At 63.5% G+C, this 12,837-nt stretch carries 7 protein-coding genes; all 7 read right to left on the bottom strand.

The genetic code is table 11. The annotated features are described in order from the left end of the window. Nucleotides 1-201: 201 nt before the first annotated feature. The 7 genes from RNA01_RS19320 to RNA01_RS19290 all read right to left on the bottom strand — a co-directional run bounded on the left by RNA01_RS19320 (nt 202) and on the right by RNA01_RS19290 (nt 12,774). A complete protein-coding gene (locus RNA01_RS19320; protein WP_147181802.1) occupies nt 202-1,287 on the bottom strand; it encodes a DUF475 domain-containing protein in 1,086 nt (361 codons plus the stop codon). A 356-nt stretch (nt 1,288-1,643) separates the two neighbouring features. Continuing rightward, the gene (locus tag RNA01_RS19315) at nt 1,644-2,063 is read right to left on the bottom strand and encodes an OsmC family protein (RefSeq protein ID WP_147181801.1); all 420 of its coding nucleotides are present in this window, start codon (nt 2,061-2,063) and stop codon (nt 1,644-1,646) included. Between the two features lie 99 nt (nt 2,064-2,162). After that, nucleotides 2,163-4,253 (bottom strand): penicillin-binding protein 1C, encoded by a 2,091-nt coding sequence (gene pbpC, locus RNA01_RS19310; protein ID WP_147181800.1) that lies wholly within the window; start codon nt 4,251-4,253, stop codon nt 2,163-2,165. Continuing rightward, nucleotides 4,250-9,709: an alpha-2-macroglobulin family protein gene (locus tag RNA01_RS19305; RefSeq protein ID WP_147181799.1), complete on the bottom strand. Its 5,460-nt coding sequence runs from the start codon at nt 9,707-9,709 to the stop codon at nt 4,250-4,252. The genes pbpC and RNA01_RS19305 overlap by 4 nt, the downstream gene beginning before the upstream one ends. A 106-nt stretch (nt 9,710-9,815) precedes the next feature. Beyond that, entirely contained in the window at nt 9,816-11,093 is a 1,278-nt protein-coding gene (locus RNA01_RS19300; protein ID WP_147181806.1) for a CynX/NimT family MFS transporter, read from the bottom strand. A 2-nt stretch (nt 11,094-11,095) separates the two neighbouring features. Continuing rightward, complete coding sequence (locus RNA01_RS19295; protein WP_147181798.1) at nt 11,096-11,773, bottom strand: FadR/GntR family transcriptional regulator; 678 nt, start codon at nt 11,771-11,773, stop codon at nt 11,096-11,098. Between the two features lie 77 nt (nt 11,774-11,850). Then, complete coding sequence (locus RNA01_RS19290) at nt 11,851-12,774, bottom strand: LysR family transcriptional regulator (protein WP_147181797.1); 924 nt, start codon at nt 12,772-12,774, stop codon at nt 11,851-11,853. Nucleotides 12,775-12,837: the final 63 nt, after the last annotated feature.

Below are 12,837 nucleotides of genomic sequence, written 5' to 3'. Positions count from 1 at the left end.
GGGCCATTTCGTCCATGTCCAGGTTGACCGCGTGACCCGTAGACCAGTGTCGCTCGATGATCAGACGCGTGGCGTTCTCATGTCGCTGGTGGTGGATTGAGAAAGGCCGGTGTCGGCCCTGACTGAACAAGTGCAATGCCGCGCAGATGGCATGAGGCCAACGGATTGTCCCGCTGGCCTCTTTTTGTCTTCGGGTTCGCCTCAGATGTTCTCGGCGATCGTCTCGCGTTCGCGCTGAAGCTCTTTGCGGTTATAGCGGATGGAAGACCAGAGCGAGATGCCGATCAAGCCTGCGCCGCCGAGGCCGGTGATAACCTCAGGGATGTGCACCAGCGTCTGGCAGTACATGATCACCGACAGGATCAGGATGGCGTAGAAGGCGCCATGCTCGAGATAGCGATATTCGGCAAGCGTTCCCTTCTCAACCAGCATGATCGTCATCGAGCGCACATACATGGCGCCGATGCCGAGGCCGATCGCGATGACGAACAGGTTCTGGCTGAGCGCGAAGGCACCGATGACGCCGTCGAAGGAGAAGCTGGCGTCGAGCACTTCAAGATAGATGAAGGCGCCGAGACCACCCTTGGCCGCTTCCGACAGGGCCCTCTGTGAATGGTCCAGAAGGCCGCCGAACACTTCGACCGCGAGGAAGGTCAGCAAGCCGTAGATCGCCGAATAGACGAAGGTCACGGCTTGCTCCGGTTCGAGCAGGTTGGAGAACAGCAGGATCAGGATCAACACGAAGGCGATCTCGATACCCTTGATCGTCGCCGAGCGCGCCATGTACTTCTCGATCATCTCGATCCAGTGAACATCTTTCTCTTTGTCGAAGAAGTAAGTCAGGCCTACCATCATCAAAAAGGTGCCGCCGAAGGCCGCGATGGGCAGATGCGCCTCCTTCATGATCCGGGCATATTCGCTCGGTTCGCGCGCAGCCAGGATGAAGGCGTCGACAGGGCCGATGCCGGCGGCGATGACGACGATCAGAAGGGGAAAGATGATACGCATGCCGAATACGGCAATCACGATACCCCAGGTCAGGAAACGATGCTGCCAGAGCGGCGTCATGTCCTTGAGCTTGTTGGCGTTGACGATGGCGTTGTCGAATGAGAGCGAAATCTCCAGCACCGCGAGCACGGCACAGATGAAGAATACTGTTGCCATGCCGCCGATTGTGCCGGTGGCCTGCCAGCCGAGCCCGGCGCCGAGCGCCAAGCCAACGATCGTGACGACAAAGGCCCACTTGAAATAGCTGAAGGTATTGTTTCCGGTGACGGGTTTGCTCATCGGCGTGCCTCCCTCGCGAAAACGCTGGTCGAATGGAAAAGGCGTGGAGATACTCCGCGCGTCTCCCGGCACGCACGAGGCTTGGGCATGTTCAACGATATCATTTTCTAGAATCCGCCGGCTCATATTGCTGGCGGTACCGACATCACGAGAGCGCCGTAAACTCTCGCCAGAGGGGCCCGGCACCATAGTTTATCCGCGGCGACCTTTAGTCTAACGGCCACGGAACCCCGTGGTTCTCACCGAAGTCTGACCTTGCGTCAAGACCCTGGCGAATCTGCGCCGCGCTCAAATCGATTTAGGGCGCCCATCACCCATTTCCAGTGGAGATCGTGTTCATCTGCTACGCATAAGTCTCACTCGGCGAGGCGCAGATCCAAAGCCGGGCTGCCGGCCAGCGTGTTGCTGACGGTACAGATTTCCTCGGCGGCATGGATGATCGCCGCTTTCGTTTCAGCATCAATATCCGCGTCGAAGGTGAAGACGACTTCGAAGCGGACGATGCGGGATGGTCCGTCGTCTGCCTTTTCTCCACTCGCTTCGGCCCGGATCTCGTGGATCTGGTCCTGCACGCCCATCTTGTGCGCGGCGATGCGTGCACTCATCGCCATGCAGGCCGCGAGCGAAGCGTAAAGCAGGTCCAGCGGATTGAACCCCGGCTGGGATGCTCCGGTGACGATGTCGAGCGTTCCGCCGGTCGGGGTGACGATATGGGGAAAGCCGCTGCGTCCAAGATTGGCGGTGGCGCCGGTTGGCCTGACTTTCGGTTCCTGCATTATTGCTCCACTTTTCGCTCGGGCAGGTCATCACCTGCTTAGCTGGCAGGGGTGGTGTCGTGCAAGGCGACTTCCTCTCTCTGGCGAACATCGTGCGGGTCAGGGGGAGCGAATGAAAATGCCGACGCTCGCCGCCCGCCCTGCCGCGTCGATCACCGTCAATGTCGAATAACCTGACCCTTCGGGCATCCAGTTGCTGGTGCGGCGCCGGGTCAACTCCGCCAGCGGCTTGCCATTGGCGAGCCAGCGAAAAGGCGCTCGGCCCGCCTGGAGTTTGAGCACGAGTGGCAGGATGGAGCCATCCGGCGCGCTGCCGAGTTCGACCTGTGCGCCTTCCGGCGGATAGACGATCTGCGGTGGCTTTTCCCGCGTGGAGGTAGAGAGCAGGCCGTTCGGCTGCATGGAGAACCTGCGCTGACTGACGGGAAGCTCCGCCTGGGCGATGCGGGCCGCGCCGCGCGGGGCCGGCGGCAGCGGTGTGCCGGCGATACCCGACTTGGCGAAGGCCTCGAAGAGGACGGGCGCTGCTGTGGCATAACCGGCGATGCCGGGAATGGCGGCATTGTCCGGCCGGCCGATCCACACTCCAATGACGTAGCGGCCGTCGAAGCCCACCGACCAGGCATCGCGATAGCCGTAGCTTGTCCCGGTCTTGTAGGCGATACCGCTTCTCGGGCTGCCGAGCGGTGGAAGGACGGCGGAGAGAATGTCCGCAACGTTCCACGCGACGACGGGCTCGAACAGCGCCGGTGCGTCGATCGGGCCGGGCGTGTCACGCACGCCATCTCCGAGCCTGACCGGAGTGTCGCGGTTGGCGAGCCCGGCGTAGAGCTGGACAAGGTCCTTCAGTGACATGCCGACCCCGCCGAGCGCGATGGCGAGGCCCGGCGCTTCCGCTGTCGGCAGGCGAGGTGTGACCTCGGCGCGGCGCAGTCTGGCCATCAGTTTCGTTGGGCCCAGAGCATCGAGCAAGCGGACGGCCGGCACGTTGAGGGACAATTGCAGGGCCTGGCGGATCGATACGTCGCCCTGATAGCTCATGTCGAAATTCTTCGGACGGTAACCGAAGAAATCGGCCGGCCGGTCCTCGACGATGGTCTCTTGTGCGACGAGCCCTTCTTCAAAGGCCAGTCCATAGATGAACGGCTTGAGTGTCGAGCCCGGAGAGCGGCTCTGGCGAGTCATGTCGATCCAGCCGGAGCGCGAGGCGTCGAAATAGTCGGCCGCCCCCACTTCGGCGAGGATCTCTCCTGTCGTGGCATCGACCATCATCAGGGCGAGAGAGACTTTCGGGTCGAGCTTCGCGGCGGCCTGGACGGCGACAGTCTCCAGCCTCCGCTGTACGGCGGCATCAAGCGTCGTGACATGGCGTGCGGTGTCCGGCGCTTTCCGGCGTGCGGCTTCCGCCACGTGAGCGGCCAGGGCCGGCAAGCGCTGGCGCTTCGTCGGCACGGCACTCGCTTCGGCGCGGGCGATTTCGTTTTGTGCCAGCACCCCGGCGGTTTGCATGCGTTCGAGCACCCGGTGGCGGGCTGCCTCCGCGATCTGCGGGTGGCGGTCGGGGCGGCGGCGCTCCGGCAATTGCGGCAGCGCGACGAGGAGGGCCGCCTCCTCCACCGAAAGGCGACGCGGTTCCTTGCCGAAATAGGCAAGGCTCGCGGCCCGCACACCTTCGAGATTGCCGCCATAGGGCGCGAGCGTCAGATAGAGGTCGAGGATCTCTGCCTTGTCGAGGCGGCGCTCGATCTGGATGGCACGGGCGATCTGGATCAGCTTGGCGACGATCGAGCGCTCCCGGCGCGGCTCGATCAATCGCGCGACCTGCATGCTGATGGTCGAGCCGCCGGAGATGATGCGGCCGTTGGCGACAAGTTGCACAGCGGCGCGCCCGAGCGCCATGGGATCCACGCCACGGTGTTCCTCGAAGCGGCGATCTTCGTAGGCGATCAGCATTTTCAGAAATTGCGGGTCGACATCGGCGGAGCGCGTTCGCAGCCGCCACCGGCCATCCGGGGTGGAGAAGGCGCGCAGCAAACGGCTGTCGCGGTCGACCACCTCGGTCGAGACGACCGCGGTATGTTCGAGCGGTGGAGGGAAGGCGCTGTCGGCCCACAGGAAGCCGGCAATGCCTGCGCCGGTCGCCAGACCGGCGCAAAGCGCCCCGATCCCTATGGTTCTGATCAGCCTCATTGTTTCGCTGCCAGAACCTCCATCCGTCCCGTCGCCGTGCGGGCGAAGAACTGCGGGCGATACATGTCCTCGACATTGGCTGCCGGGTGGTCATAGACACCGGGGGTCACCGCGCGCACCACATAGGCCAGAGTGATCGCATCATTCTCGCGGGCATTCCGGTGGATTGCCGCGACGAAGCGGTCGTTGCGGAATTCGAGATGAGCGGCCTCCGTCTCGCCGATCCAGTCGAAGTTGGCGAGCTTGGCGCTGTCCACCAGGCTCGGATTGTCGATCTCGAAGCCGGCAGGTAGCAGGTCGGTGATCAACAATTCGGCCGGCCATTCGTCGGTTTCCGTCACCCCGAGCACGACGACGTAGCGCTCATTCTGTTGGGCCTCGCTGACATTCGCCTCCTCGCCATCAAGGGTGTAATAGCTGCGGGTGATGGTGAAGCCTTCCTCTGTGGCTGGCAGCGGCCTACTCGGGGCCGCCACCGTGGTCACCGAAGCGATGAGCGGATCGCCGCCCTCGTTGGTGAGCATAACCGGATGGTTGAGCAGGGCATCGCCGGTGATGCTGGCTCGGTAGCTGCCAGTGTGGCTTGCACCATTGACATCAACGTTGATCCCTTCGTCGCCTTGGTCGAGCGCGCGGGCGGCGAGCAGAGCCCAGGTCTGTTCCTGGGTGCTGAGGTAGCGTTTTTCGCGCAGTTCGGCACTCACCACCTTGGCAAGGATCGGCACGATCGGCGGCACCGGCCGGCTTTCGGCGGCAAGTGCCAGAACCGCGGCGGCGTCGCGTAGCGACGAGCCGTAGTCCGAGCGGTTCAGGCTGACCTTGTGCAGGCGTGCCTCTTCCGACATGCCGGCGGCATCGAGGAATACGGCCTGCGAGCGTTGCGCATCGCCATAAAGTGCAAGGGCGGCGGCCAGATGGGCCTTGGACAGTGGAGTTGGGAAGTCACCGAGCATGGTATCGGCATAGTAGCGCAGGTCGCTGATCGCGGCCCGGCGATTGCGGGCCAGGACGTAGAGCGAATAGGCGATCTCGTTGCCGCGGTCCTTGATGTTGGTGTCATAGCCGATGCGGTTTTGCAGGTTTTCCAGCGCCTGCACCATGGCTTCATCCGGCACGTCAAACTTCTGTTCGCGTGCTCTTGTCAGGAAGTCGCTGACATAGGCGTCGAGCCAGAGGTCTTCGTAACCGGGAGACCAGAGGCCGAAGCTGCCGCTCGAAGACTGGTAGGACAGCACGCGGTAGACCGCGTCCTGGACGCGTTTCCTGATTTCGGTATCGGCGGGCAGGCCCGAGCCGGGCTGCAGTTCGTCGAAGTAGACTAGCGGCAGGGCGCGGCTGGTGGTCTGCTCGGCGCAACCGTAGGGGTAGCGATCGAGGCTCATCATCAGCGCCGGGATGTCGAAACCCTCGGTGCGTGAAACGTTCAGGCTGACCGAGGCGTCCTGCAACAGGCTGTCGGCCAAGAGATTGCCGTCGACGGTCAGGCTGCGGCCGGCGGCAAGGTTGATGATGCGTCGTTCGGTGACCGGCAATGAAGAGGGTCTGACGGGCAGGATTAACTGCTGGTCGAGAGAAATACCATCGCCGCCCGAAAGCGCGATGTCGATCGTGCCCTGGCCCGGCTGGAGACCGGTGATTGGTAACGTGACGGTCGTTTTGCCGCCCACTTCGAGGCTGATCGTCTGGGTCGCTTTCGACGGGTCGACAGCGACGGGATCATTCGGGCTGACGGCGAGCGTGTATTCGCCAGCCGGCGCGTCGGTCGCGACGATGTCGAGCCGCAAGGCGCTGACGTCGCCGGGGGCGAGGAAGCGCGGCAGGCTCGCTGTGACGACGATCGGATCGCGGATGATGACATCAGTTTCGGCATGGCCGACACCCGATTTCGACCAGGCGACGGCCATCACTCGGGCTGTGCCGTTGAACTGCGGGATGTCGAAACTGACGGTTGCCTTGCCATCCGCATCGAGCTTTACCGGACCGGAGAAGAAGGCGACGAGCTTTTCCTTTGGCGGATTACCTTGCAGCGGCATTTCGGCGCCGTCACCACCGGTACGCAGCTTTCCCGTCGCGCCGAGCGACCCGTCGATCAGGCGGCCGTAAAGGTCGCGCATCTCGATGCCGAGGCGGCGTTGACCGAAATACCAGGTTGCCGGGTCTGGCGCTTCGTAGCGTGTCAGGTTGAGGATGCCGACGTCGACGGCGGCAACCATGACATAGGCTTCTTCGCCAATGCCGGCCCCTACCACCTCGATCGGGATTTGCAGTGGCTGGCGGGGCAGAGTCTGTTTCGGTGGCGTCAGCTTGACCGCCAGCTTGTCGGAACCCGGATCGACGGCCAGCCAGGTCACGCCGATCGCCCGCATCGGCATTCGGCTTTCCTGTGCCTCGCCGGGACGGAAGAGGGTGGCGGTGACATAGGCGCCGGCGACGATGTCGGCGGTGATCGGTATCTCGACCTCGCCGCCGCCGACCGGAATGCTGGCGGTCTGGGTGGAGATAAGCGCATCGGTGCCGACAGTCAGCAGCAGTTCACCGGCAAAGCGTGGGGAGACCTTGAGCTTGGCCGTCTCGCCGACCTTGTAGTTTTCCTTGTCGAGGCCGACTTCCAGCGCATCTGGTGTTTCCGTCGAGCTTGCCTCGACGAACCAGCCGGCGTCGAACTCGACGCTCGTGGCGGCACCGTCGGCGCTCGCCTGTTCGATTTCGAGCCGGTAGCGGCCCCAGGTTACAGGCACGGCGATTTCTGCGCCGTCAGTTTTAATGTCGACCGCGCCGTCGGCCACCTGCTTGGTGGTGATGATCGGTTCATAGCGCCATGATGAGCCGTCGCGATACCATTGGTAATTCCGCTCCAGGCTGACGAGCTTCCATTTGGCGCCGGGCAGCGCCTGCTTTTCGCCATTCGGGCCAACGGCGATGACATGGAAACGGCCAATGGAATTCTCGGCAAGATCGCCGATGAACTCCGGCTTCACGCCGATCATTGCGCCTTCCGGGCGCACAGGCAGGGTAAGCTTGCGCTCTACCGCACGGCCGCCGCCTTCCACCATGCGCAGGACGATCTCCGCCTCCAGCATCTGCGTGGTCGAGGGCAGTTCGCTGATGTCGACGTCGAAGCGGGTCTTGCCGTGCTCGTCGAGCGGCTCCAGCGCTTCCAGCGGGATACGGCTGTCCTCGTTCTGTTCCTCGTCGGCGAGACCAAAGACATAGCGTTCGTAGGCAGGGCTGGTGCGGGTCGGGCGAATGTTCACTTCGCCCTCCAGCGTCAGTCCGGCGGCCGGCGCGCCATAGAGATAGCGGCCATCGACGGCAACCAACACGGCAACACCTGGTTCGATGCTGGTTGTGTCACTGGTTATGTCGAATTCCAGCCTGTCCGGCACGAAATCGTCGACCAGGAAGCCCTTCCGGGCGATCGGCTCCTTCTTCGGATCCGTGTAGATGTTGATCGTCCAGGTGCCGCGCATGGCGTCGGCAAGCAGAGGCAGATCGGCAGAATAGCCGCCGAGCGTTTCGCTGGTGACCACCATGCGGCGGAATTCGACCCCGTCAGGACGGTTGAAGATGAAGGTCAGCGGCAGTCGCTCGATCGCGGTGGCCTCAGTGTCGCGTGACAGCGCTGCGGCATGCACCGTTTCTCCGGGACGATAGATGCCCCGCTCTGTCCAGGCGAGCAAGTCGATCGCGCCCGGAGCGGGCCGGCCGGTGACGCCGCGGTCGGAGAGGTCGAAGCCGGCGCGGGTCATGTCGAGGAAGACATTGTCGTCCTCGTTCTTACGGGCGACGATCACTGCAGGGGCAAGGGCGGCTCCGGCCCGCATCAGGCCGGCATCGAAGCGTGCCCGGCCCTCGGTGTCGGTGCGGGCGGTCGCGAGAACTTCGTTGTTCTTGGCGATTAGTTGCAGGTCGACATCGGCCAGGGGTGCGGCGCTCGCCAGCGACCGGGCAAAAACGTGCAGGCCGTCTGTGCCGGCAAAAGTCGAGAGGCCGATGTCGGAGACGACGAACCATTGGGTCGCGCGGGTATCCCAGTTTTCGCTATTGGCGTTGGCGACGGTGGCGGTCATGACATAGATGCCGGGACGGCGCTTGGGCAATGCCTCGTCGACCGGGAAGCTGGTGACCACGTCCTTGTTGAGTTCGCTGGCGATGTCGATCGTGCCCTGCCAGATCAGCTCGCCGCTCTCGCTTTCGATACGGTCGGCGCCGTAGCCGTCGAGCTGGGTGAGGAACTGTGATGCGGCCAAGAGCGGCGCGACGTTGCGGTCGCCGATGCGATAAAGCTGCAGCTTGGCGCTCTCGGTGTTGACCGAGACCAGCGGAATGCCGCGGCGCGCGGTTGACGGCAGGACGAAATTATCGCCGGTGAAGCGGACGGACGCGGAGCGATCCTTCACATAAATATCAAGGTCCACCTGGGCCTGGAGATCCTCCTCGACGGAGGACGGCAGGCCGGCACGCAAAGCGAGCTTGTAGCGCGCGCCGTGGGTCAGTCCCTCGACGCAAATCTGGTTATCCTTGGCTTCGACGGCTTTCGGTGCCACCCCGTCAAGGGTCACGAAGGGAGTGTAGTCGACGCCACGCTTGATCAGCGGATCGGAAAACTCGACGCAGGCGCGCGGTGTCAGGCTGTCGGCATCGACAGTATTGCTGACGACGCGGAAGCCCTTGCGGGCACGTAGGTCGTTATAGGCGGCCTGGACGGTCTTGGCGGTCACGAGCCCGAGGCTTGCCTTGTAGGCATTGAGCGCGCCTCGATAGTTCTCCGAGTTCTCGAGCCCCTTGGCAAGCACGGCCAGCGCATCGGCGCGGGCCTGGGTGGAGCGCGTCAGCAGGTAGCCGTTAAAAGCGGCCAGCACGCCTTGTCCGGTCATTTCGCTGTTGTTTGTGATCGCATTGGCGGCACGCGCCACGTCGAGCCAAACGGAGGGGTCTTCCGGGGTGAGCGCGAGAGCGCCTTTGAAGGCGTGCAGTGCACTTTCATAGTTGCGAACCGCGAGCGCCTGCCGCCCGAGGGCGAGCAATTCGTTATGGCCTAAACCCTGCTGATCTTCAGTCAGAGCCAAGTCGGCGCGTTGCTCGCGCGCATCCTGCGCCAACTGCTCGGACACAAAATCGGGCCGGGACGGCGCACCGATGTCCGGCTCGCGGCCTTGTTCGACGATACGGCCGGCGATGGCACCGGCAAAGGTGTTCAGCTGGTTGAAGTCATGCTTGAGGAAGCACCACTTGACCTTGGGGTTATAGGTGAACGCCCTGCATTCGCTGTCGGCGATGCAGCTCGTTTCGCACTGGGCTAGGGATACGTTCTGTTCTGTTCGCAGATCGAACCCAAAATAGTCGCCGTCTCGTGTGGTGACGATGCTGCGACCGCCGGCCGATAGGGCGGGTGGCGCCAGAGAAAGAAGGCCGAACAGAAGTGCGATGAAGCCTTTAGACCTGTGCCTGGACATGATGCCCCTCCCCACGCGTGTACATTTTGGTGAAGGATAGTCTTCGTCTATAACACGCGCTTGTCAATTGTACCCGAGGTCGCGCACCGCGCCTGTACGACCTGCGTCAGGGTTCGTTACGGATGGTCCTGACGTCGACATGCAAGGCGCGGCCGGCTCCCCATCCGTTGATTGCCGCGCCGAGACCGAAGGCGACGAAGACAGTCGAGGTGGCGGCGAAGCTGCCGGTCCAGTCCCGGATGAGGCCGACCAGCAGCGGTGCGATCGCGGCCAGCGTATAGCCGACGAATTGCGCCATGCCGGACAGATGGGCGGCGACATGCGGGTCAGGTGAGCGCAGCACGACGGCGGTCAGGGCCACGGCGACCAGCCCACCTTGGCCGATGCCTTGCAGCACGGCGAACGGCCAGACGGTCGAGAGCGGTGCGAACAAGAGGCCGAGCAGGCCGATGACGGCGATGGCGGCGAGGGCGACATGGACCAGTCGCTGATCCTTGCCGCGTACGGCGATCTGCGGCGAGACGATACAGGATGCGGCCTGTACCATGACCGAGAGCGAGACGATCGCTCCGGCGGTGACGCCATCGATGCCGCGATCCCGAAGGATCGGCACCAGCCAGCCGAAGACACAGTAGGCGAGAGCCGATTGTAGCCCCATGAAAAGGGTCACTTGCCAGGCCAGACGGTCGCGCCACAATCCCTCGACTCGAAAACTGGTCTTCGCCGGCTTAGCCCTGCTGCCGAGGGCCTGAGGTAACCAGATGACGCCAACGATGGCGGCGGGGATGGCCCAGATCGCCAGCGTGGCGCCGAGAGAACCACCTAGGACTGCCTCCGCCGGCAAGGTCAGGCCGGCGGCACCGGCCGCCCCGGCACAGAGCGCCATTGTATAGAAGCCGGTCATCAGTGCGGCCCTGTCGGGGAAGTCGCGCTTGACCAGGCCGGGCAGAAGGACATTGCCGATGGCGATGCAGGCGCCGGCGAGTGCTGTGCCGAGAAAGAGCAGGGGAACGGAATGCAGGCCGCGCAGCGCGGTGCCGAGCGCAAGCAGGGCAACGGCCGCGAGCAGTGTCCGTTCTGCTCCGAAACGTCCGGCGAGGCGCGGTGCAAGCGGAGAGAACAGGCCGAGGCAGGCGACCGGCACGGTGGTCAGCAGACTGGCGCCGGCCGCGGAAAGCCCCAGTTGCGAGCGGATTTCCGGCAGTAGGGCCGAGGCACTGGAAAAGAGCGGCCGCAGATTGAAGGCGATCAGAACCAGGCTGATGCCAAGCAGGAGGCGCGCGAGCGGGCTCATCACTGCGGTGGGCGGTGGCGCAGGCGGTGTGTCCTCCGCATCGATCAGGAGTTCGTCGCCCAGATCGAGTGGCTTGGTCTGTTCGGTCATGGTCACGTGTCGGTCTTTCCATCGAGAAAGGCGAAGACCGGCGCCATGAAGCGACGCACCGCCGCATCGGCCTTGTCCGGATCGCCGGTTTCAATCGCGTCAATGATCGCCGCGTGGGCGGCGATGTCGGGTTCGGGCAATTCTCCGCCGGTCGTCGCCTGGATCGTCTCCGTGATCGAAGCCGAGAAGAAGTTGAAAAGTTCGATCATGGCCCTGTTGCCCGAGGCGGCGATGACGGCCTTGTGGAAGGCGAGATCTCGGGTGATGAAGCTCTCCCTGTCGCCAACATCGGAATTGCCACGTTGGGCCAGCAGGGCGCGCAGTCGGGCGATCGTTGCGGGCGTGGCGCGCCGGGCGGCAAGTCTGGCGGCCTCGACGTCGAGCGCGCAGCGGGCCTCGAAACGGTCGCGGAGGCTGGCATGGCGAGCGGCGTCCAGCGTGCGACTGCCGTCAGAGGCGGAACGAACGTAGGTGCCGGACCCTTGCAGTACTTCCAGCAGGCCCTGGGACGCGAGCACGCGCACCGCTTCGCGCACGGTGCCACGGCTGACGCCGAGCGTGGTGCACAGCGTCGCTTCGTTCGGCAGACGCGAGCCGACCGGGAAGCGACCGGATATGATCTCTTCGCGGATGGCTTCGGTCGCCGTGTCGGCGAGGCTGGTCTTCTGAACGGGCTTCATGACGAATAGATAAAATCATCAGATGACTTTGGCAAGCGGAAACTCCCCCCGTGCAGAAGCACTGGCTGGCGGCCAGGTCAGTCGGCGCTGCGATCTTGGGAGGTGTTGAATTCCCGCACCTGTGCCAGAAGCCAGTTCGAGAAGGCCGTTGCCGGGAGGTAGGCCATCTTCGACAGCGGTCGCACGAGGTAATAGGCGCTGGCGCTCTTCACCTCGTGTTTCCATGCACGGACCAACTGGCCGCTCGCGAGTTCCGGCTCGATGAGAAATGTCGGTACCAGCGCGATGCCGAGGCCGGCAAGGCAGGCCTGCACGACATTGGAGAATTGTTCGAACCGCATGCCACCACCACGGCCGTTGGCTATTCCCAGACTTGCGAACCAGTGTTCCCATGCCCGCGGTCGCGAAGCCATGTCGAAGAGCGGCATGGACAGCATATCTTCGGGGGTTGAAACGGGGTGGTCGTGCAGGAAGGCGGGGCTGCAAACGGGAACGACCATTTCCTGCATCAGGAACTGGCAATCGGTTCCGGGCCAATTCGGCTCACCGATATGGATGGCGGCGTCGAGCCCCGAGGCTTCAAAGTCGAACTGGCCGATGCGCGTGGCAAAATCGATGATGATCGACGGGTTCTTCTGCAGGAAATCCGGGATGCGCGGCATCAGCCAGCGTGTGCCGAAGGTTGGCAGGATCGCCAGGCGCAAATGGGTATCCTCCGCCTTGGCCATGGCCTCGAGCGAAAGCGTGCGGATCGTCGCCAGTGCGTCGCCAATGCCCTTGGCATAATCGCGGCCGATGCCGGTGAGCTCCACGCCGCGGTTGTTGCGATCAAACAGCTTGACCCCGAGTTGGTCTTCCAGGAGGGATATCTGTCGACTGATCGCCCCTTGGGTGAGGTTCAGTTCATTGGCTGCGGCGGAAAAACTACCCAGCTTGGCGACGGAATCAAAGGCGGCGAGCGCGCTGGTCGAAGGTAGGAAACGGCGTTGGTGGGTCAGCATTGGCCATGAATAGACCTGATGGCCGCATGAGTAAACATGTCTTGCGTTACGACCCTGTTTCGT

Source organism: Paenirhizobium naphthalenivorans, from assembly GCF_007992095.1.
Classification (GTDB): Bacteria; Pseudomonadota; Alphaproteobacteria; order Rhizobiales; family Rhizobiaceae; genus Allorhizobium; species Allorhizobium naphthalenivorans.
This window is presented reverse-complemented; position numbering and strand designations above follow the sequence as displayed.

Bases quoted from the DNA above. Each gene is read 5' to 3' on its own strand.
- RNA01_RS19320 (WP_147181802.1), bottom strand. From the start codon at position 1,287: ATGAGCAAACCCGTCACCGGAAACAATACCTTCAGCTATTTCAAGTGG.
- RNA01_RS19315 (WP_147181801.1), bottom strand. From the start codon at position 2,063: ATGCAGGAACCGAAAGTCAGGCCAACCGGCGCCACCGCCAATCTTGGA.
- pbpC (WP_147181800.1), bottom strand. From the start codon at position 4,253: ATGAGGCTGATCAGAACCATAGGGATCGGGGCGCTTTGCGCCGGTCTG.
- RNA01_RS19305 (WP_147181799.1), bottom strand. From the start codon at position 9,709: ATGTCCAGGCACAGGTCTAAAGGCTTCATCGCACTTCTGTTCGGCCTT.
- RNA01_RS19300 (WP_147181806.1), bottom strand. From the start codon at position 11,093: ATGACCGAACAGACCAAGCCACTCGATCTGGGCGACGAACTCCTGATC.
- RNA01_RS19295 (WP_147181798.1), bottom strand. From the start codon at position 11,773: ATGAAGCCCGTTCAGAAGACCAGCCTCGCCGACACGGCGACCGAAGCC.
- RNA01_RS19290 (WP_147181797.1), bottom strand. From the start codon at position 12,774: ATGCTGACCCACCAACGCCGTTTCCTACCTTCGACCAGCGCGCTCGCC.